Source organism: Cedecea sp. FDAARGOS_727 (assembly GCF_012273235.1).
Taxonomy (GTDB): Bacteria; Pseudomonadota; Gammaproteobacteria; order Enterobacterales; family Enterobacteriaceae; genus Cedecea; species Cedecea davisae.
The window spans coordinates 217187-239080 of the sequence record NZ_CP050966.1; the positions used below are offsets into that span (position 1 = coordinate 217187).

16 protein-coding genes, 1 tRNA gene and 1 pseudogene are annotated in these 21894 nt (G+C 54.2%); 13 read left to right on the forward strand and 5 right to left on the reverse strand.

All coding sequences use genetic code 11. The annotated features are described in order from the left end of the window. Window positions 1-18: 18 nt before the first annotated feature. From FOC35_RS01150 to galU, 4 genes are all read left to right on the forward strand, one after another. The gene (locus FOC35_RS01150; RefSeq protein ID WP_172567906.1) at window positions 19-360 is read left to right on the forward strand and encodes a RamA family antibiotic efflux transcriptional regulator; all 342 of its coding nucleotides are present in this window, start codon (window positions 19-21) and stop codon (window positions 358-360) included. A gap of 149 nt (window positions 361-509) precedes the next feature. After that, a complete protein-coding gene (locus tag FOC35_RS01155) occupies window positions 510-1526 on the forward strand; it encodes a GGDEF domain-containing protein (protein WP_016535726.1) in 1017 nt (338 codons plus the stop codon). Further along, window positions 1523-4105: an EAL domain-containing protein gene (locus FOC35_RS01160; RefSeq protein ID WP_016535725.1), complete on the forward strand. Its 2583-nt coding sequence runs from the start codon at window positions 1523-1525 to the stop codon at window positions 4103-4105. The genes FOC35_RS01155 and FOC35_RS01160 overlap by 4 nt, the downstream gene beginning before the upstream one ends. Window positions 4106-4254: 149 nt before the next feature. Beyond that, window positions 4255-5136 (forward strand): UTP--glucose-1-phosphate uridylyltransferase GalU, encoded by an 882-nt coding sequence (gene galU, locus FOC35_RS01165; protein WP_172567907.1) that lies wholly within the window; start codon window positions 4255-4257, stop codon window positions 5134-5136. A 33-nt stretch (window positions 5137-5169) separates the two neighbouring features. Here galU and FOC35_RS01170 read toward each other — a convergent pair whose 3' ends face one another. Next, a complete protein-coding gene (locus FOC35_RS01170) occupies window positions 5170-5655 on the reverse strand; it encodes a hypothetical protein (protein ID WP_016535723.1) in 486 nt (161 codons plus the stop codon). 12 nt (window positions 5656-5667) lie between these two features. Beyond that, window positions 5668-6477 carry a helix-turn-helix domain-containing protein gene (locus FOC35_RS01175; RefSeq protein WP_172567908.1) on the reverse strand — a complete coding sequence of 270 codons (810 nt, stop codon included), beginning with the start codon at window positions 6475-6477 and terminating at the stop codon, window positions 5668-5670. 628 nt (window positions 6478-7105) lie between these two features. Between FOC35_RS01175 and FOC35_RS01180 the strand changes: the two genes are divergently transcribed. The 7 genes and pseudogenes from FOC35_RS01180 (at window position 7106) to FOC35_RS01210 (ending at window position 18229) form a co-directional block, all read left to right on the forward strand. Beyond that, window positions 7106-7582, forward strand: coding sequence for a hypothetical protein (locus tag FOC35_RS01180; protein ID WP_172567909.1), 477 nt, complete (start codon window positions 7106-7108; stop codon window positions 7580-7582). Then, the gene (gene bcsQ, locus FOC35_RS01185; RefSeq protein WP_016535720.1) at window positions 7573-8361 is read left to right on the forward strand and encodes a cellulose biosynthesis protein BcsQ; all 789 of its coding nucleotides are present in this window, start codon (window positions 7573-7575) and stop codon (window positions 8359-8361) included. Before FOC35_RS01180 ends, bcsQ begins: the two co-directional genes overlap by 10 nt. 10 nt (window positions 8362-8371) lie before the next feature. Continuing rightward, window positions 8372-10486: pseudogene (gene bcsA, locus FOC35_RS01190) on the forward strand (UDP-forming cellulose synthase catalytic subunit). Then, window positions 10483-12873, forward strand: coding sequence for a cellulose biosynthesis cyclic di-GMP-binding regulatory protein BcsB (bcsB, locus tag FOC35_RS01195; protein ID WP_172567910.1), 2391 nt, complete (start codon window positions 10483-10485; stop codon window positions 12871-12873). The pseudogene bcsA and the gene bcsB overlap by 4 nt, the downstream one beginning before the upstream one ends. A 4-nt stretch (window positions 12874-12877) precedes the next feature. After that, window positions 12878-16705: a cellulose biosynthesis protein BcsC gene (locus tag FOC35_RS01200; protein ID WP_172567911.1), complete on the forward strand. Its 3828-nt coding sequence runs from the start codon at window positions 12878-12880 to the stop codon at window positions 16703-16705. Window positions 16706-16713: 8 nt separating this feature from the next. Beyond that, window positions 16714-17184, forward strand: a complete 471-nt coding sequence (bcsD, locus tag FOC35_RS01205; protein WP_016535716.1) for a cellulose biosynthesis protein BcsD — start codon at window positions 16714-16716, stop codon at window positions 17182-17184. 34 nt (window positions 17185-17218) lie between these two features. Then, the gene (locus FOC35_RS01210; RefSeq protein WP_172567912.1) at window positions 17219-18229 is read left to right on the forward strand and encodes a glycosyl hydrolase family 8; all 1011 of its coding nucleotides are present in this window, start codon (window positions 17219-17221) and stop codon (window positions 18227-18229) included. 104 nt (window positions 18230-18333) lie between these two features. Here the strand turns inward: FOC35_RS01210 and FOC35_RS01215 are convergent. After that, a tRNA-Ser gene (locus tag FOC35_RS01215) sits at window positions 18334-18421 on the reverse strand. Between the two features lie 158 nt (window positions 18422-18579). Then, on the reverse strand, window positions 18580-20205 hold the full coding sequence (locus FOC35_RS01220) for an ABC transporter substrate-binding protein (RefSeq protein ID WP_172567913.1): 1626 nt from the start codon (window positions 20203-20205) through the stop codon (window positions 18580-18582). Window positions 20206-20432: 227 nt separating this feature from the next. On the opposite strand from FOC35_RS01220, the gene yccA reads away from it, so the two are divergent. Both yccA and tusE read left to right on the forward strand, forming a co-directional pair. Further along, on the forward strand, window positions 20433-21092 hold the full coding sequence (gene yccA, locus FOC35_RS01225; RefSeq protein ID WP_016535682.1) for an FtsH protease modulator YccA: 660 nt from the start codon (window positions 20433-20435) through the stop codon (window positions 21090-21092). A 128-nt stretch (window positions 21093-21220) separates the two neighbouring features. After that, complete coding sequence (tusE, locus tag FOC35_RS01230; RefSeq protein ID WP_172570298.1) at window positions 21221-21550, forward strand: sulfurtransferase TusE; 330 nt, start codon at window positions 21221-21223, stop codon at window positions 21548-21550. Here tusE and yccX read toward each other — a convergent pair. Next, on the reverse strand, window positions 21547-21843 hold the full coding sequence (yccX, locus tag FOC35_RS01235) for an acylphosphatase (RefSeq protein WP_172567914.1): 297 nt from the start codon (window positions 21841-21843) through the stop codon (window positions 21547-21549). The genes tusE and yccX overlap by 4 nt on opposite strands. Window positions 21844-21894 lie beyond the last annotated feature (51 nt).

The window sequence follows — 21894 nt, forward strand, 5'->3', positions numbered from 1 at the left end:
TTTGCGGAGAATCGATGCATGAACTTTTCTGCTCTGGTGGTCGAGTCAATCGCCGACTGGATTGACCATAATATTCATCAACCGCTGCGTATTGAGGAGGTGGCTCGCTACGCGGGCTATTCTAAATGGCATTTTCAGCGTTTGTTTCTGGAGTGCAAAGGAACCAGCCTCGGTCGCTATATCAGGGAAAGAAAGCTCTGCCTTGCTGCCGAGGATCTCAGAAACACTCAGGAGAGAATTGTCGACATTTCTATGAAGTACGGCTTCGAATCACAGCAGACCTTTAACCGTCTTTTCACCCGTAACTTCAGCCTTTCTCCGGGGAACTATCGAAAGCAGCAGGCGAAAACTCACCGCTGACGCAACGCGCAGTGCAACATTAAAATCTATAAATTAATTTATAATTAGAATTATATAATAAATATGATGCATTTTACTCTATAAATAACCAAATAAAGCGTTCACTGGTAAGGTGTACCCATTACTTCTAAACGAAATTGGGTCAGTCTATGAAACGCCTTAACGACGTCTATAACAATTCCGCCAGCTGGCACTATTTCATCACTATCACTTCGCTGGTAGTGAGCCTGATTTGCTTCGCACTCTTCTATACCAAAATTGAAAAGATGAATAATGAGATAGAAAGCGTGCTTAATATCTCGATTATGAAGTCTGATTATCTGACTAAGATTAATGACATTATCTTCCGCCATGCCGGAGACTCTGCGGGCTACCAGAAAGAGATAGCCGGACTGTATAGCGATTATGTAAAAAGTGTCTTTAGATCTCCGATTAGCGATGCGGTAAAGTACGAAGAAGAACACTTTGCGGAAAATATATACCTGAAGACCCGCGACCTAGATACCCGCGAGGTCTATCACGAGATTGCCATTAACGACAATCGCTTCTCAATCCTTGCCAAAAGCCTGCTTGACGACACTAAAACCTACTATAATCGTCAACTGCTGATCCTTATTCTTATTCCAACAATCATGGCATTTATCCGCTGCGTGCAGGCAGTTTATTATTTTTACTCCCTGCGCAATTTGCGCGGAAATTATATGATTGACCCGCTGACCGGCGTTTACAACCGTCGATATATGAGTAAAATCCGTGACAGCGAAGGGATTTGCTACATCCTTGCCATTGACGTCGATGATTTTAAATCGGTGAATGACAATTACGGCCATGCTTTTGGCGACAGAGTTCTGCAGGAATGTGCTCATAGCATGAAGCTACATATTCGCGATCACGACAAAGTAGTACGAATGGGTGGGGATGAATTCTCAATATTCCTGTTCAAAACCGATCAAGCGGGCGCGAAAATCGCCGCCAGCCGGGTTATTGATACTATTAACTCACTGAAAATTCCCCTGCCGGAAGGCGGCCACTTCACGCCATCTCTGTCCATCGGCGTTGCCCGCTGCGACGGTAACGTTGAAAAAGCGATGATTCAAGCCGACCAAAATCTGTATATATCCAAACGGGACGGCAAGAATTCATTCACTTTTGAGGGAGACAAATGATGGTCAGGAAGCTTCAGCTGTCACTGCGAACAGCCATATTTATTGTGTTCTTTATCTTTGCATCGGTGACTATCGTCAGCGTGGTATATATCCAGTTTTACCGCGAAAATGATACCCTCAACGTAATGAGTGAACGCATTATAAATACCCGCGGCGAGGCCGTGGGAAACGCGCTTAATTACTATATTTATATCCCGCAGCAGGCTAACTCTATCGCCACGCTGTTCATTAAAACGCTGGATGCGGGCGACAGAGGCAAAGCATTCACCGATATCAGCAACTATTTATATAAAGTGATGACCCAGATGTTTACCCGTGACTCACTGCTGAGCTCCATCGCTTTCGGCAGCGTTGAGGGTAACTATGTCGGCTTTAACCGCGATCTGGAGTCAAACTGGACGTTTCAGATTAAAAAGAACGCCGACACCGATAACAAACTGGTGTTTTATCGCGACGGCACCGACACCAGCCCGGTGATGTACACCGTCGATAACTACAACCTGTTTGAACGCCCCTGGTTTAGCGCCGTCAACCAGGCCCACACCTCGATGTGGAGTAACGCCTACCGCGATGTAAACTCCGAGTCCGGCGTCAGTATCTCCTTTAGCTCCCCTGTTCTTGACCGCAATGGCGCGTATATCGGCGTGGTTTCCAGCGATTTACGCCTCAGTCGCCTGAGCCGCTTTCTTACCAGTCTCACCACCGCAGAACATAGCCTGATTTACCTGGTAAACGACAAACAGCAGATAATCGCCACCTCTGCCCCGGAGCTGATTCAAAACCAAAGAGTTCACGGCCTGGCCGAGCAAAGCGGCGCCGACCTGCCGTTGGTTTCGCAAAGCGAAGAGCCGGTCGTCAAGGCTACCGCCGAGTTTTTACGCAAGGACGACGGCACCATTAATAAAATTGAAGTGGACGGCACACGCTACTTTTGCAAAGTCATCAAAGTGGGCGATTCTCAAAACCTCAAGGGTTGGCACATGGTGGTGCTGGTCTCGGAAAATGAGCTACTTGGTAAACTTTCCGGCTACCGCAGCATCACTATTCTGATTGCCGTACTGGTCTTTTTAGTCAGCTGCTTCATCGCCCATCGCATTCTTTCTGTTGTGGTCAACCCGCTGAAAAAAATTGCTGAGCAGGCACCAGACATCGCCCTGCGTCGCAAAATTGAGCGTAATCAGGGCTGGTCGTTCCAGGAAGTGAACTCGCTCGACAGCGCCCTGCACCAGATGTCTAACGACCTGGACAGCGCTTTTGCCCTGCTCGAAGACCAGATAAACATTGACAGCGAAACCGGCCTGCTGACCCGAAAAGGGCTACTGGCGGCGCTGACCCAGGCGAAACCGACTTTCCAGGGCGTAATTGGCATCGTGAGTCTGAGCAATGTTCAGACCATGATAAACAACCTCGGCAGCAGCTACGCCACGCGCTATCTCCAGGCCTTTATTGACTTTATCAGCCGCCACTTCCCCGAAGATGTGGTGCTGGCCCGCGACGCGGTGGACAGGTTTATCATTTGCTGCCCGGTGAACATGCCGGAACAGCTTGAAACCTACACCGCAAGCCTGATGAGCCTGATGCAGGAAGCGGAAGGCGAGTACGAAAATACCGGGTTTGTCTTTACCGGCCACACAGGCCTTGTCACCTGCCCTGACGATACCGTGCCGTTAAGCACCGCCATCACCCACGCCAACATCGCGCTGCAATCGGCTCGCCAGAGCGAAAATGTTCACACGCGGGTTTACGATGATTTGCTGCGTGAGCAGGCGCTGAATAACATCACCATGCTTAACCATCTGTATGGCGCCATTCCAAATCAGGAGCTGTTCCTGGTTTACCAGCCGATAGTGCTGCTGGACTCCACCACGGTGAAAGAGGCCGAGTGCCTGCTGCGCTGGAACAACCCTGAGCTGGGCATGGTTCGTCCGGATAAGCTGATTGCCGTTGCCGAAGAGTCCGGGTTTATCATCCAACTTGGCCGCTGGATAATAAACCAGGCGTGCGGGGAACTCGCGGCGCAGATTGGGCGTGGCTTCTGCCCCGTCGACTTCAAGCTGCACATCAACGTATCGATAATCGAACTGACCCAGCCGGACTTCTGCGACTACCTGCTGAGCACCATCGCCGCTGCCGGGCTGAAAAATAGCAATATCTGCATCGAAATTACCGAAACCAGCATGATCAAAGGCGATAACGAGCTGAAAGAGACCATCGCCACGCTGCGTAAAAACGGCGTCACCCTTTCCATCGACGATTTCGGCTCCGGCTTCTCCAGCCTTTCTTACCTGCATAAGCTGGAGTTCGACGCTCTGAAAATCGACAGAAACTTCGTGATGGACGTGCTTAAAGACAAGAAAAATGAATCCATTATTTCGGCTGTTATTTTGCTGGCTAAAGGGTTCAACGTACCGCTGATTGCCGAAGGCGTGGAAACCGTAGAGGTTGCTGAAAAACTGGCCTCAATGGGCTGCGAGAAAGCACAAGGCTACTACTTCTGCCGACCGATGAAATTTGAAGACTGGCCGGAAGAGATGCTCGACACCGGTAAAAGCTGGCTTGGCCGCAGCGCCAACGCCTGACGAATTTGACGGCGAGAGTTTACCCCACGCGTAACCCGCTTACGCGTCTCTCGTCCGTCATCCCCTTTTAGCTAAATCCCCGCACAGCAGGCAAACCTGCTGTGCAGATAAACCACGTTTTATAAGCCTATATCTTTACCGAGGAGCTCATGAGTTCAGTTACTAAAGCCATTATTCCCGTGGCGGGTCTTGGCACCCGTATGCTGCCCGCAACCAAAGCCATTCCGAAAGAGATGCTGCCGCTGGTTGATAAGCCGCTGATCCAATATATCGTTGACGAGTGCATCGCGGCGGGTATCAAAGACATTGTGCTGGTCACCCACTCTTCCAAAAACGCCATCGAAAATCATTTCGATACCAGCTTTGAGCTGGAGGCCATGCTGGAACAGCGCGTCAAACGCCAGCTGCTCGAAGAGGTAAAATCTATCTGTCCGCCGGATGTCTCGATCATGGCGGTCCGCCAGAACGTGGCCAAAGGGTTGGGACACGCGATTTTATGTGCCCTGCCGCTGATCGGCGATAGCCCCTTCGCTGTTCTTCTGCCCGACGTTATCATTGAGCCAGGCCACGGCAATTTGAAAACCATGCTGCAAAATTACCGGCAAACCGGTATGAGCCAGATAATGGTCGCCCCGGTTCCGTGGGATGAAGTGGCGAACTATGGCGTGGCCGACTGCCAGGGTGCGACGCTGAAACCCGGCAGCAGCCACGTTGCCTGCCGCGTGGTGGAAAAACCACGCCCTGAAGACGCGCCGTCTAACCTCGCCATCGTAGGGCGCTATGTGCTCTCACCGGATATCTGGCCGCTGTTAAGCCAGACGCAGCCGGGTGCCGGGGATGAAATTCAGCTTACCGATGCGATTGAAAAACTGATGTCGCTTGAGCCGGTTGCGGCTTTTGCGCTCGAAGGGAAAAGCCACGACTGCGGCAACAAACTAGGTTATGCCCAGGCGTTTGTCGAGCATGCGCTGGCTCACCCTGCTCTGGGGGGGGTATTTCGAGAGTGGTTAGAAACGGCGGTAAAAAATTGAAGGTTTCGGGAGCGAAAACCTGCTCCCGAGACATTAGTTCTTTTTGTCCACGCACATAACAATTGGCGTATAGATGTTGCCGATGCTCCAGGTGTTGTGGTTGGCGTGGCGCACAATGTAGCTGTTGACCACGTTCATACGCCCGGTAATGTTGTTTTCCACCAGTTCGTTCGGCGTATTATCCCCCTGGGTCACCGTGGCGGTATGCAGCGTGATGCCATAAATACCGTCCTCGTCTTTCGGTACCCAGCTAAAGTTGACCTCACGAGAAACGTTATAAATTTTCCCCTGCCGGCCGGCAACGCCCAGCAGGTCGAGGTAGCCCGTCCCGTCGTTTTTAAATCGCGTGACTATTGTGCCGTCGAAATCAAATACCGAGCCATCCCTGTCGTTACTCAATTTAAGCGATGCTTCACAAAAAACGTTCAGCCCCCGGGAGGTTAGCGGCGCGCGCAGGTACAGCGCCCAAAGCGCAAAAGCGACGTTAATGAACAGCACGGCAACGATTATTTTTCTCATCAGAACGGTCGCTTAGTTAGTGTAATAGCTGCGGCAGCCGGAGAATTCATTCTCTTTGAGTCGGCTGCATATCGCGATAAACATCGTTGCTTTTTGATGATAAAGCGCACGATCTTCAATTTTGAAAAAGATTTCTCTATCCGGCTTGCAGTGAAAACTGGCTCGCTCCATGCTCTTGCGCACCAGGTCCATATACTTGCTCTGGCTGGAACTGTCCGTTTTGTAGAAGGTATAAACCGGGCAGCTTTCCAGCGTGCCTAGCAGGAAGCGTTGCTCAAACACCGGGGCAGCGGAATTAGGGCGAAGGAAAAACCAGCCGTTAGCCGCGGTAAGCAGCGCTAAGGCTGCCACTATGGCCCATTTCTTAAATTTTGCCGCGCGGGGAACAGCACCTTCAGCCCCTTCACCGGGCGGAGAGGCGGCGGGCCGCGGGGAGGAGGATGCCTGAACCCGCGCCCCGGCAGCCGGGGCATCTTCAACGATGACCTGAATATCCTTGCTGAACATAAAGCCCACGGTTGGAATGGTGACAATCACCGTTTCCTCCAGTCCGAGGTCGGCGAAGTTGCGCCTTAATACGCTGATATATTGGTTGAGGCTGTTGTTTGAAGCCCGCAGGCCGTGTGCATCCCAGACATTGTTCAACAGTTCATCACGCTGAAGAATGCTGCCGTGGTGGCTAATCAGCATAGCTAAAAGGCGGTTTGCCGTCGGCGCCAGAGAAATTTCTCCGGAAGAGATTTCGTTCTCACCGTCGGCGGTAAGCTTAACCGTGCCATCATCAGGCGTATAGATTATCGAGTGATTAATACGATAACGCATAAGCTCACCTTTATATGTAAATTAGCAGTGAGTATAAGGTGCCGGGAAGATATTTATCAAGTAGATAAGTAGCGAATAGAGCTTTATACAATTTAATTTCGTCGCCTTCATCAGATTTATTTAAAATTATACAATAGCATTAACAGTGACGCTCAGAAGTATCAATAGGAGCAATCCCTTTTACCCACAATAAAAATAAGGCAATGGAGTCAAAGGATATTTATTCTGATTCTCAACTACGCACCCTGTAAATATTACACAGCAAAATTGTTATGCATTCGTATCCACTTATCGATGCGTGTTACAGACAGCAGTCACCATGGTCATAAAAAAACACCCAACGGCCAACAAAACGACAAGTTCAAAATATCGAAAATTAGCCAAAATACCAATATTAAAACCTATAAATCAATTATAAATTGAAATCAAATCCATAAATATATGTAAATTTAAGGTATATATTCTTTTGCGAGACATCGTCAAATATACTCAACCGCATCCGAAATGGTTATCCGCCCCAGCGGTCAAGTTGCATCAGTTCGGCGCGCGGCGAGTAATTATTATCTCAACTTAGTCATGCTTCCTTAATTTTCGCCATTAAGGAGCATAATTATTGAAAGGTATATTTATGCAAGGTTATGACGATATCACTGGCTTCACTCTTAAAACCGGCGTCGGCAACTATAAAATATTATCAGAATACAATGCGGATAATGCTCTGGCGAAATGGAGCATCATTGAAAGAATAAATGGGCTTGCACTGAGCGACGCGATTAATCCACAAATTACCGGCACCAGCGAATTTAATAATATTGCTGCGATACAAAAAAAGATGCCCGCAGCGATAGAGATTCAACCACCAGCGGATTCCCCATCCCGGGTGATCGCTGCAGAAAACCAGCCTTCAGGCCGCGCCGCTGGCGACCAGTCCAGGGTAAGAACCCGCCCATCGGCTGGTGACAAAGCATTCTCAGACCGAGAAATAGAACGCTTCTCCACGCTGTTCAAACCCTCTGGTCATCACCAGACCAATAACCAGCAGGCACAGCCCGAGCGTGAGTTGCCGCTTTCAACCTTGTTCAACAGGATCGCATCATGCCGATGATTTGCATTTGTTCTCCCCAGGGGGGCAGCGGGCGTACCACGATCGCCGCTAACCTTGCCAGCGCTTACGCGACCCGAGGTAATAAGGTGCTGCTGCTGGACTTAAACGAGCAGAACGCGCTGCGCCTGCATTTTAACCTCACGCTGGATGACGCTCACGGATTCGTTCCCCACGCCGTGACTACCCCGGACTGGGGACAGAACATCCTCAAGGTTGATACCAATCTTTATTTACTGCCCTACGGCGAAGCAAGCCGGGAACAGCGCGAGGCTTTTCAGCACCTGCTAAGCGAAAAACCGGAAACCGTGCGCCGCAGCCTGGCCGGCATCACTAAACACCAGGGTCTGGTTATTATCGTGGATATGCCCGCCGGGCCGCATGCCGCACTTGGGGCGCTACACGAGCTTATCGATTTGCATCTTGTCACGCTGCTGGCCGACGGCATCGCGCCGACGCTGCTGGAAAAAATAGACAAGCAGGCGTTCCTCGGCATGCCACTAAACAAAAACGGGCAGCACTATTTTGTACTCAACAAAATCGATCCTCGCTACGAGATGAACCACGACATCGGGGTATATCTCCGCCAGCGCATCGGCGACAGGCTGCTGGGCGATATACACCAGGACAGCTCCGTCCCTGCCGCGCTGGCGAGCCAAAAGCCGCTGCGCCTTTATCGCCCTTCCAGTTCAGCCCTGTTCGACATCGATGCCCTGGAAAAACAGCTCTCACATTTGCTGAACATCACCGTCGGCAACAACGACGTCTTGCCAACCCTTTGACGATGACTCAATGATGAAAAGCTTGCTTTCAACGCTGTTTTTACTGCTGGTCGCACTCCCCGCTGCGGCCTTGATCGTCCTCACTCCGATGACCGCACATAAACAGTTTATGTTTGGCCTGTTGATGATAGGCGTGCTGCTGGTTGCGGGGCGCAGCAGCAATAAAAAGGTTTCGACAACGCTTGTCGCCCTGTCGCTGCTGATGGCGACCCGCTATATCTACTGGCGCGCCACCTCTACGCTCTCCTTTAACTCCTGGGTTGAAGCCACACTCGGCTGGGGGCTGTTTGCCGCAGAGATCTACGCCTGGACCATTATGCTGCTCGGCTATATGCAGACTATCTGGCCGCTGGAGCGCGAAATTGAGCCGCTACCGGAAGACGTTTCGCTCTGGCCGACGGTTGACGTTTACGTTCCAACGTATAACGAGAGTCTTGATATTGTGCGGGATACGGTTCTGGCGGCCCAGTGCATGGACTACCCGAGCGATAAAATCAAAATCTACATTCTCGACGACGGGAAACGCAGCGAATTTGCCGTTTTCGCCGCCGAGGCCAACGTCGGCTATATCACCCGCGACGATAATGCGCACGCCAAAGCCGGTAACCTCAACAAGGCGATGAAGAAAACAAACGGCGAACTTATTTGCATCTTCGACTGCGACCACGTTGCGACGCGAGGTTTCCTGCAGGCGACCGTTGGTAGCTTCCTGCGTGATGAAAAGCTGGCGCTTATCCAGACCCCGCACTACTTCTATTCAAAAGATCCGTTTGAGCGCAACCTGCCCGCCGCGGGCGAGGCCCCGAACGAAGGGATGCTGTTCTACGGCCCGGTTCAAAAAGGGAATGATAACTGGAACGCCACCTTCTTCTGCGGCTCCTGCGCGGTTATCCGCCGCTGTGCGCTGGAAGAGATCGGCGGTTTTGCCGTCGAAACGGTGACCGAAGATGCCCACACCGCGCTGAAAATGCAGCGTCTGGGCTGGAATTCCGCGTTTCTCGGCCTGTGCCTTTCGGCAGGACTGGCTACCGAGCGCCTCACGCTGCACGTCATCCAGCGTACTCGCTGGGCGCGCGGCATGACCCAAATCCTGCTGCTGGATAACCCACTGTTTGGCCGCGGCTTAAAATGGCAGCAGCGCCTGTGTTATCTAAACGCCATTCTGCACTTCCAGTACGGCCTGCCGCGCATTGCGTTTTTAACCGCGCCGCTAGCTTACCTGCTGTTTAATCAAAACATTATTGCCTCTTCGGCCAGCATGATTTTTGCCTATTCGCTGCCGCATCTGGTGATGGCGACGGTGCTTAACTCCCGCCTCAACGGCCGCTATCGCTTCTCCTTCTGGGGCGAAGTCTACGAAACGGTGATGTGCTTCCACCTGGTTATTCCGACCCTCGTGACCTTCCTTTCGCCGCGCAAAGGCAAATTCAACGTGACCGATAAAGGCGACACGCTGGAGAAAGAATACTTCGACGCCCACATCGTGATGCCTCACATGGTGGTCGCCGTGCTGCTGGGTGCGGGCGTGATTGCGGGTATCGCCCGCTTCTTTACCCAAACGCGTCTGGGTATCGAGCCGTGGGTGCTGTTGCTCAACGTCGGCTGGGCCACCTACAGCCTGATTATTCTGCTGGCGTCGATTGCCGTGGCCAATGAGTCAAAACAGGTGCGTAAAAGCATCCGTATAGATATCGCTATCCCGACCATTGTCCATTTCACTAACTGAGCCAGCCTGCGCACCGTCAGCCGCGATTTGTCGATGGGCGGAATGCAGGTGATTAACCCCGACCCGGCGCTGAATAACGAAGAAGTTGAAGCAGTGGAACTGCTGCTCAACAGCGCGGCGGTTTGCATCCCCGGCAAAAAGGTTTTCGCCAACGACGACATTCTGCGCCTGCAGTTTGGCGATATTCCCCTGCATAAGCGCCGCGAGCTGGTGCGCGTAGTGCTGGCGAGGGCGGATGCCTGGCTCGAAACGCCGCACGCAAAAGACAGCCTTCGCCGCTCTATGGCGGGCGTAATGCGCAGCGCGGGTCGACTGTGGGGCATTTTCTGGCGTAGCCGCCGCAACAGAAAGCTCGCGAGATTCGAGGCAAAAAAAGCTAAACCGGAGGCTGCCGCATGAATCTTATCTCTTCAACGCGCGGCAAAGCCCTGCTGTTCGTCTTGCTAAGCGGGCTGTGCAGTGCCGAAGCTCCCGCTTTTGACCTGCCTGAAACATTGCAGATGCCGCGCCCGGCCGAAACCATACCGGCTAAAACGCCCGTTCAGCCTGAAACTGAAGTACCGCAGAGCACGGGGGAAGTTTTCACTACCGATGGGCCCTTAACCGTCCCGGAGGCTCAACCTGAGGTTAACGGCAACCTGAGCCTGAAAGATGCAGGAATTTCCGACGGGCTACGCCTGGACGGCCACCAGCCACAGAGCGGGTTTACCTTTACTCTGCCCGGCGACCGCGTGGTGGTCAAAGCTCAGTTTCTGCTGAAAATAAACGTCTCCTCCGCCCTGGTCGACGGGCAGCACTATCTCAACGTGATGCTCAACGGCCAGCCGCTGGCGCAGCTCCCCCTGAGCCAGGCCAGCGACGAGACAACCTCTTTTAGCCTGGATATTCCCGCCCCGATGCTGGTTGCCACCAATAACCTGAGCGTGACGCTGGAAAACGCAAAAACGTTGCAGTGCGAAGTCGATAGCGAAAAACGCTACCAATTGACCATCCAGCCCGACAGCAGAATTGACTATCAGGGCCTGCGCCTGGACACCGCGCCGGACCTTTCCCGCTTCCCGTGGCCGTTTATCGACCCGCTGGAAATGGGCAGGCAGCTGGTCGCCATGGTTTTCACCCGCACGCCAGGGCAGGACATTTTAAGCGCGGCGGCAACCGTCAGCTCGTTCCTCGGCTACCATGCCGACTATAAAGACATCAACCTGCCCGTAAGCCTGGGCGAACTGCCGATGAGCAACGCCATTGTCTTTGCTCATCCCGGCGAGTCCATCGGCACGCTGCAAATCCCGCAGGAAAAAGGGGCTTCGCTCTGGATAACCGATAACCCGCTTAATCCGGTGTACAAGCTGCTGGTAGTCAGCGGGCAGACCCCGGATGAACTGCAACGCGCGGCCTACGGGCTGACACACGGCAAGCTACCGGAGGGCGCGAAGCTTAGTGCCATTCCGGCGCAGCGCATCCCTCAGCGCCAGGCCTATGACGCGCCGCGCTGGCTCGATACTCACCACCCGGTGGCGCTGGGTGAGCTGCTTAAAGACGACGCGCGGTTCAACGTTCACGGCCTGAGCCACGAAACGATTCGCGTGGCGTTTCGCACCGCGCCGGATCTGTTTATGTGGGACGGCGATACCCTCCCCCTTCGCCTCGGCTACCGCTTCCCGACCAATAGCTGGGTAGATGAAGACACCTCCGCGCTCGGCGTCTCGCTGAATGGCCGCTTTCTGCGCAACCTGCCGGTGAACAGCAGCGGCGCGGTCGAGCGCCTCTGGCACCTGATGGGCGGCGACACGCGCCAGGAGCAGAAAACGCTGCATATTCAGCCCTGGCAAATCTATGGCGATAACCAGTTCGAATTCTATTTTGCCGTCAAAGCAAAAAAAGAAGCGCCCTGTCAGGTGCTGAACGACACCAGTATGAAAAGCTCGATTGATCCTGACTCGACTCTCGATCTGAGCCACAGCTGGCATTTCAGCGAGCTGCCGAATCTTTCGTATTTCGTCGGCGCGGGCTTCCCCTTCTCACGCCAGGCCGATCTTTCCCAAACGCTGGTGCTGATGCCTTCCCACCCGGATGCGACCGAGATAAGCACGCTGATGACGCTCATGGCCCGCCAGGGAAATGCAACCGGCGTGACCTCTCACGGTGCCCGGGTTCTGCTGGGCGACGATGCGCCGCAGCACGCCGGACAATCCTTGCAGAACAAAGACGTGCTGGCGATAGCCACGCTTCAGCAGCAGGCTTTCATTCAGTCGCTGTTCGCCCAAAGCCCCTATGCCTTCCAGGAAGGCCAGCTTGAGTTACGCCAGCTCGACTACTTGCAGCAAGCCAAAGCTTTCCTGCTCGGCGACTGGCACCGGCAAAGCAAAGCCGCTTCGCGCTATCTGGCTTCGGCCGCCGACTGGCGAGGGTTCGTTAGCTTCAGCTCGCCGTGGGCATCGAAGCGCAGCGTTATCCTCGCTACAGCCACGGGAGGCGAGCAGTTGGCTCAGCTCCCGGACGATCTGCGCAAACCGGCGGTGAACGCCGCCATTCGCGGCGACCTCGCCCTTATCAGCAAAAGCGACGGCGTGCACAGCTGGCACATTGGCGACCATTACGTTTCCGGGCAAATGCCGTGGTATTTGCAAATTTTCTGGTATGCCAGCCAGCATTTCCTGGTTCTGGGGCTGATGTGCGCCCTGCTGGCGGCGCTTTTGGGGCTTTCCCTCTACTTCTACCTGAGCAACCAGGCGGCAAAACGCCTTGCGAACTATATCGGCCAGCGCCGTAACGGCGGCGACAGATAAGCAAATGAAAAACAAAAAAATTAACAAACCCTTACCGGCTTTTGGGTTAAGCAGCCTGTTCCTGCTGGCGCTTCCCTTCTCAAGCTTTAGCGCCCAGGGCGTGCTGGATCAATTGTTTGCCCAGGCGCAGTTCTGGCACGAGCGCAATCACCCGGAAGATGCGCAAAGCGCGCTAAAAAAAATTCTTAGCGTTGAACCCAACAACCCGGACGCGCTCTATCTGCTGTCGCTTTACGCTTTGCAGCAGGGGAAAAAAGAGGAAGCACAAGCGTGGAAGGCAAAGCTGCGTAAGGCCAGCCCGGACGGTGCCAAAATCCAGCAGCTTGAGGGTGAAGTGGCAACCTCGGCGATTGCGCCCGGCCGCCTGGCTCAGGCAAGACGACTTGCCAAAAGCGGCAACCCGGCCGCCGCGGTCAAAGTCTATGAAGAACTGTTTATTAAAGGTGAGCCTGCGGCTTCGCTCGCCAGCGAGTATTACCAGACGCTGGCCGCCATCCCGGAACGCCGCGAACAGGCGATTACCGCCCTGACTGAGCGCCACCAGCAAAGCCCACGGGATGCAGCAACGACGCTTGCGTTAGGCAAAATGCTGACCTGGCAGGAAGAGAGCCGCCGCGAAGGGATTGCATTGCTGGCAACGCTTTCGCCCTCCACGCCCGAAGCGGCAAAGGATCTACGGCAGGCGCTGCTATGGCTGCATCCTCGTGCGGACGACCGCCCGCTGTTCGAAGCCTGGCAACAAAAACACCCTAACGACGCAGAAGTAGAAGCGCACTATTCCAGCAACGTCACCGGAAGCACTGTCTCCGAAGGCTACCGGACAGTGGAAAAAGGCAATCTTAGCGGCGCGGATAAAGCCTTCCGACAGGCGCTGAACGCCGACCCGGATAACAGCAGCGCGCTGGGCGGTCTCGGCATTATCGCCATGCGCAAAGAACAATTCGCCGAAGCTCATGATTATTTAAAACGCGCCGCCTCCCGGCCCGGCGCAGACCAGGGAAAATGGGCGAGCCTTGCGGAGAAAGCGAGCTTCTACGCCGCCCTGAGCACGGCAAAAACGCAGGCCGCCAGGGGCAACTGGAACGAAGCGCTGGCCGCAAGCGGGCCTTTACTCAACAGCTCCGGGGACGAAAACTTGGCGGTGAATTTGTTCCGTGCGGACGTGCTGCGCCGCAAAGGTGACCTGCCGGAGGCGGAGCAGGCTTACCGCACCCTCAACGCTCAAACGCCCTCCACGGAAGTGCAGCAGGCGCTTTACTATGTATTAACCCAGCAGCATAAAACCGATGAAGCGGCGAAGCTGCTCCAGACCTTGCCTCCCGCCTTCCGGGCCAAAGTTGCCAGCGGCCAGCCGGTTAGCGTTGACCCGATTCGTAGGCAGGCGGCGCAGGCGCTCGACGCAGGAGACGCCTTGCAGGCAGAACGGCTGCTGCGCGGCGCGATGCAAAAGCAACCGTCAAACGCCTGGGTCAGGCTCGATCTTGCCCGGGTGCTGCTAAAACAGGGTGATGAGGGCCAGGCCGCCCGACTTATCGCCCCTATGGAACAAAGCCCGCACAAAGACGAACTTTACGTTGCCGCTCTTTATCGCGGGGAAAATAAACAGTGGAGCCAGGCTATCGCGGCGATCAACCGCATCCCACGCGGCCAGTGGAACAAAGACATCAGCGCCCTGCGCCGCCGCGCCGCCTTTAATCTGGATCTTGCCAATGCGGACAAACTGATTGCCGGAGGCGACAATGCCGGCGCAAAAAACCTGCTGCTCCCACTCAGCAATGCGGATACGGTTTTCCCGGCAGATGCCGGGCATCTGGCTGCAAGCCTTTATAAGGCCGGGCTAACTAACGAAGCGGATGCCCTGCTGGCAAACCCCGTCCTGCTGGCGAAAAGCTCACCGCGTGAAATTGCCGAAATTAAACTGGGCAGCATTATCAACGAGGCGGATAAGCTCCGCGAGCGGGGCCGGTACGCGCAGGCCTACGACATGCTGATCGTTAAGCTGCATGATGACCCGCATAACAAAGCTCTGATGCTCGCCATGGCGCGTGTTTATCAGTCCGGGAAGATGTTCAAAGAGTCCCGCAGCGTCTATCAATATGTTCTTTCGCAGGAGCCGCATAACCAGGATGCGCTGACCGGGGCTATCAATCTGGCATTAGCCTCTGGCGACAATCCGCAGGCCGGTAAGCTTTTAAGCGAGCTGGACGACAAAAACTCTCCCGAAAATTTATTCCTTGCCGCTCGTGTTGCGCGCGGTAACGGCGAGGCACGCCAGGCGCTCACGCTGCTGCGGCAGGCAAAACAACAGTTGCTGGGCATCACCCGCGCCGGAAGCACGGCAACGGTTGGCGGGTTAGACATTGCGGATAATCCGTTTGTAGATGATGTGCAGGAGTCAACGGCGCTACCGTGGCAGACCGCAGCTCCGTTAGCAGGCGCGGGCTCTTCGAGCCAGAAACCTCAGCTTATTGCCCAGGTTAGCAAGCTGCTCGATGAAACACGCGAAAAACTGGCCTCCTGGGTCGAAACCTCTTTAAGCCTGCGCGAGCGGGACGGCGAGGACGGGCTGGGCGGCCTGAGCGAAACCAAAACTTCGCTGGCTTTTTCTACCGTTCCTTTTAGCGAGTCCCGGCTGAAGTTTTCCATAACGCCGGTGATGCTTAATGCGGGCAGTACTTCCGGCCAGGCGAGCAACCGCTTTGGTTCGGGGGCGCTACAGCAGGCCACCGCAGCCTGGCAGGCAACCCAGGCGTCACAGAAGTCAGCTACTGATTCCACCGCCGCCGCCGACGCGGCACGTAAAGCGCTGGCGGACAAATCCAACGCCAGGATTAAAGCCTGCCAGGATCCGACTTCTTCCGCGTGCGAAATCGCGATGCGCGATGAAACCGATGCTCAGGACGCCTTCAACCTTGCGCAGCAGCAGGTTATTCAGCCGCATACCTTCGGCCCTGACGACTATGCCGCAGGCTCCAGCGGCGAACAGCGCCGAAGCGGAGCAGAGCTTTCCCTCGCGTTAACCGGCGACCAGTACCAGGCCGACATCGGTACCACGCCGCTCGGCCAGGGTTCACACAACCTTGTTGGCGGGCTGCGCTGGTCGCCAACCGTTGCCGGAAATACCCAGTTAACGCTGAACGCCGAACGCCGCGCCGTGACCGATAGCCTGCTCTCCTACGTTGGCACCAAAGATAAATACAGCGGTAAAAACTGGGGGGCCGTAGTGAAAAGCGGCGGCGGCCTTAGCGTGAATTATGACAACGGCGACGCCGGAGCCTATGGCGGCGGCTCGTTCTATCAATATCAGGGACAAAACGTGCCTGAAAACCAGGCCGTGCTCGGCAACGCCGGGTTCTATTACCGACCGCTGCACGCCGAAGACCGGGAGGTGAAAATCGGCGTGAATACCGACTATATGAACTTCGCGAAAAACCTCGGCAACTTTAGCTTCGGCCAGGGCGGCTACTTCAGCCCGCAAAACTACATTAGCGTATCGCTGCCGGTGGAATACAGCCGCAATGCGGGAAACTGGAATTACAAACTTTCCGGCTCGGTGGGCTACCAGGCCTACTCCCAGAAGCAAAGCGATTACTTCCCAACCGAATCAGAATGGCAGAACAACCTCGACTGGCTGGTTGATGCCGGTTTTGGGCGCGAGTCCCACTACGCCGCCAAAACCTCCACCGGAGTGAGCTACAACCTCAAGCTTCAGGGCAATTACAAACTCAATCCGCAGATGGCGGTTGGCGGCAAGCTTAGCTACGACACGGCCGGAGAGTATTCGGAGGCCAACGCCCTGATTTATTTCAAATACTTACTGGATAACCAATAAGGCAGATCATGAGCATAACTGACACACTCGCCGACTACTGCCGCCGGCAGCAATATCAGCCCGGCTGGCAGGATCTTAGCGCCCTGCTCTGCACCAGCATTCTTGCGGTAGCCAGCCGTGATGAAGGGCACGCATTCCTGCACCGCACGGGAGCACAGCTGGCGCGCCAGTTCCCGCTCCCGCCCGGCGAAACGCTTGGCGATCTGGAAGACGGGGCCAATAACCTGCTGGCGCAGTTTAACTGGGGCATGGTGCAAATTGCGGCCGATGATCGCGGCCTGGAAGTGACTCATCTCGCCTGGCCACATGCCGGGCAGGAGGACAATTTATCGGCCTGGGCAAACGGCTTTTCATCCCTGATGGAAGGATGCTGGAGCGAGTGGCTTCGGGCGCTGGGCGGCACAGAAGAGATGTTTTTTTGCCTGACGGGACAAAGCCCGGAGGCTCTGAATTTTCGTTACCAGACAGAGGGGAAGTGAAGTGAATATCAAATGGCTTTGGTCGGGAGTTAGCATGTTAATGCTATTTTTCAGCGCGCAGAGCATTGCATCGCAAAACGTTGAAAACTGGCAATCTTATAAACAGCGCTTTATTGACCAGGGGCGCGTTATCGATAACGGCAACCAGCAAATCAGCCATTCCGAAGGGCAAGGCTACGGCATGCTGCTCGCCGAGATCAACGGCGATCGCGCTACTTTCGACAGTCTCTGGAACTGGACGCATAAAAATTTATACCGGGAGGATATCGGCCTGTTTTCATGGCGTTACGATCCGGCAAAGCATCAGGTTAACGATCGTAACGACGCGACGGATGGCGATATGCTGATCGGCTGGGCGCTGCTGCGCGCCGGTAACCGCTGGAACGAAAAGCGTTATATCGACGCCTCTTTAGGGATCCAGCGCGCGCTGCTTTCACATGCGGTAATTAACTGGGCGGGAAAAACCGTTATGCTGCCCGGCGTTGAAGGCTTTACGCATAAAGATTTTATCAACCTGAACCCGTCCTATTTTATCTTCCCGGCCTGGCGCGACTTCTATAGTTATTCCCATCGCGCGGAATGGCAAAAAATGATCGACGACGGGCTGACGCTCCTCGATGCCATGCGCTTTGGCGAGCATCGCCTCCCTGTCGACTGGGTGACGGTCAATAAAGACGGCACGGTTGAGCCCGCCACCGACTGGCCCGCTCGTTTCGGCTTTGACGCGGTACGTATCCCGCTTTACCTGAACTGGTATCAAAAAGACTTGCCGCAGAACCGCATCTTTAGCTCGTTCTGGGAGAAACAGCCGGAATGGAATGCGCCCGCGTGGATCAACGTCTTCACCGGCACCGTTGCCGAGTACCCGCTGCCGGGCGGGATGCAGGCGGTAAGAGATTTTTCCGTAGGAAGTATAAGAGAAGATTACTGGGACAAGCGTTACGTCGGGGAAGATTACTATTCATCAAGCCTGAAGCTGCTGACGAAAGCCGCTGCTATGGAAGTAAACCTCACAGCTCACTCCGGCTCGACCGTCGTTTTTTAGCTGCTTTTATAGGGGCAGAGCGGGAGATAGCGATATCTCCTTTTCTTGCCAGACGACAGGAATGAAAAAGCCCGAGCTTATAAATAAGCTCGGGCTTCAAATGTTGGCGGAAGCGCAGAGATTCGAACTCTGGAACCCTTTCGGGTCGCCGGTTTTCAAGACCGGTGCCTTCAACCGCTCGGCCACACTTCCAACGAGGCGAACTATAAACATAGCCATACTTCATGTAAAGCACGTTTTTGTTCAATCGCCTGAAATTTCATCACATTTGTGTTATTTGACTGAAACATCAGCAATATGATTACTTTCGAACCGCTCTAACTGCCCCCGGGCGGGGGGCAGAGCCAGCATCAGTGCTTTTTAATGTAGAGATCCTGGGTCAGATATTTACCCAACGTGCTTGGCGCGTAGCCGCCGACGTAAGGTTTCACCAGTTGAACCTTCACATAATGGTAGATAGGGATAGTCGGGACGTCTTTAGCCAGGATGTCTTCTGCCTGCTGATAGTATTTTGCGCGCTCTTCCAGGGTGGTGGCCTGCGAAGCTTTGGCAATAATCTCGTCATAAGCAGGGTTGCTGTATTTAGAGCTGTTCTGGCTGTCGCCGGTGCGGAAGTTGTTCAGGTAGGTAGCAGCGTCATCGTAGTCCGCAATCCATCCGTAGCGCACCAGGTCGTAGTTGCCGGTACGTTTGGTATCCAGCATGGTTTTCCATTCCTGATTTTGCAGCTTAGCCTCAACGCCAACGTTTTTCTTCCACATCGAACTGGCGGCAATGGCGATGCGCTGGTGAGATTCAGAGGTGTTGTAAAGCAAGTTGAATTGCAGCGGATGTTTCTCGTTAAAGCCCGCCTCTTCCAGCAGTTTTTTCGCTTCCGCCACGCGTTTGTCATGGCTCCAGCTGCCGTAATCCGCAGGTTTAAGCTCTACGCCGCCAATTTTAGGCTGGCTAACCAGCCACGCGGGTTTCTGCCCCTGCCCTAATACTTTCCCGGCTATGATGTCTTTATCCAGCGCCATATTAAGCGCCAGGCGAACACGCGGGTCGTTGAACGGCGCTTTTGTGGTATTGAATTCGTAGTAATAAGTAGACAGGTAAGGCGTGACGCGGACCTGGTCCGGCATGGATTTTTTAAGCGAGGCAAAGAGTGTTTCCGGAACGGTATAAGTAATGTCGATTTCACCCGCTTTATAGCGGTTAACATCCGCCGTACCGGAGGTAACAGGCAAATAAGTCACCTTATTGATAACCGTATGCGCGTCGTCCCAGTACTGCTTATTACGCTCGCCGACTACTTTCTCGTTTACCACCCACTGCGACAGCTTATAAGGGCCGCTGCTCACGAAGTTGGCGGGCTGGGTCCATTTATCCCCAAATTTTTCTACCGCGGCTTCGCTTACCGGCACCATCGAGGTGTGGCCCAACATCAGCAGGAAGGCCGACGTCGGCTGGTTTAGCGTAACCTGCACGGTGCTGGAATCCAGCGCCTTCACGCCCAGGCTATCAACCGGTTTCTTGCCTTCGGCAATATCATTGGCGTTTTCAATTTGCATCGTGCCGGGATAGGTTGCATAAGGCGAACCCGTTTTAGGATCAACCAGGCGTTTCCAGCTCCAGACCACGTCCTGGGCGGTAATCGGCTCGCCGTTGGACCACTTGATGCCGGGGCGCAGGTGGAAAGTCCAGACTTTGTTATCCTGATTCTCCCACTTATCGGCCAGGTGAGGCTCGATAGTCCCGTCATTTTTGACGCGGATCAGCCCGTCAAAGAAATCGCCGATGATATTACCCTCAACGTCACTCTCGACCTTATGCGGGTCAAGCGACGCCGGTTCGCTGCCGTTATTACGTACCAGCTCCTGTTTAGCTGCAAGCTCGGTTCCCGGCGGAACGTCTGCCGCCCATGCGCCTGAAAAAGCGCTGAGTAAACCCAGAGCAAGCAATGATTTTGTGAATGTGTTGTTGTTTGTTTTCATGACCTACGCCTTATTGATGTTATTTAACGACGGTACGGCTAACACTCTTAGTCGTCTTTTTTCAATAAAGCAATATTTTTCAGCCACCTATAAGCGGTAGTTATGGAAGTAATTTTATACAATGTGATAAACTGCACGAGGTAAAGATGGGTAAAAAGGCTTTTGTGTAATAAAGGCGGGCATTATGCTCATCACCATAAAACACCTGTATAAGAGAGAGTTTAAGAATGGATCGCATTATTACCTCCTCGCGTGACCGTTCGTCACTGCTCAGCACCCACAAAGTGCTTCGTAATACCTATTTCCTGTTGAGTTTGACGCTGGCTTTCTCGGCGTTAACCGCAACCGCCAGCACCGTGCTGATGCTGCCTTCTCCGGGGCTTATTCTGACCCTGGTTGGCATGTACGGCCTGATGTTCCTGACCTATAAAACCGCAGACAAACCTGTGGGCATTCTGTCTGCGTTCGCCTTTACCGGCTTCCTGGGCTATATCCTGGGGCCGATGCTTAACGCCTACCTGTCTGCCGGAATGGGCGACGTCATCGGTATGGCGCTGGGCGGCACCGCGCTGGTGTTCTTCAGCTGTTCAGCGTATGTGCTGACCACCCGCAAAGACATGTCCTTCCTCGGCGGCATGCTGATGGCGGGCGTGGTCGTGGTGCTTATCGGGATGGTGGCAAACATCTTCCTCCAGCTCCCTGCCCTGCATCTGGCAATCAGCGCGGTGTTTATCCTGATCTCTTCCGGCGCAATCCTGTTTGAGACCAGCAACATCATCCGCGGCGGCGAAACCAACTATATTCGCGCCACGGTGAGCCTGTACGTATCTCTTTACAACATCTTCGTTAGCCTGCTGAGCATTCTTGGTTTTGCCAGCCGCGACTAACTGATGCGGTAACCCCAAAAAGAGAATGCCTGGTGCATTCTCTTTTTTTTTGCCCGTTCCCCGGCTTCTTAAGCTGGCGGAGAATTTTTGCTACACTGCCGCCGGTTTGAATGACACAGCGAATAATTATGTTGACCTTCGAAGGTAGAGAAATAGAGACAGATGCCGACGGCTATCTGAAAAACAGCCATGAGTGGAGCGAGCCGCTGGCGGAAGTGATTGCCGCCGGGGAAGGCATAACCCTCGCGGTAGAGCACTGGGAAGTGGTGCGCTTTGTGCGCGAATTTTACCTGGAGTTTAATACCTCTCCGGCTATCCGCATGTTGGTGAAAGCCATGGCAAATAAATTTGGCGAAGAGAAAGGCAACAGCCGTTATCTCTATCGCCTGTTCCCGAAGGGCCCGGCGAAGCAGGCCACCAAAATCGCGGGATTACCTAAACCGGTGAAGTGCATCTAGTAGCGGATGCCGAAGTTAACCCATTCACGCTCGGGTTGGTGAGGCTCAACGAGGACTTTGTCAACCCTGGCGCTGCGTGGCCCGCCCGCTTTCAGCCAGGCCAGCAGCTTTTCGACCTGCTCCACCTCGCCGCAGGCCACCACCTCGACGCTACCGTCGTCAAGGTTGCAGGCGTAGCCGGTTAAGCCAAGTTTCTCGCCTTCCCGCTGCGTGCTGTAGCGAAACCCAACGCCCTGAACCATTCCGTGAACCCAGCACTTTATGCACTGCTTTTGTGAGTCGTTTGCCATCATTTACTCCCGCACGTAAACCTGACTCAAGTCTAACAGCCCGTGAGGTTTTTT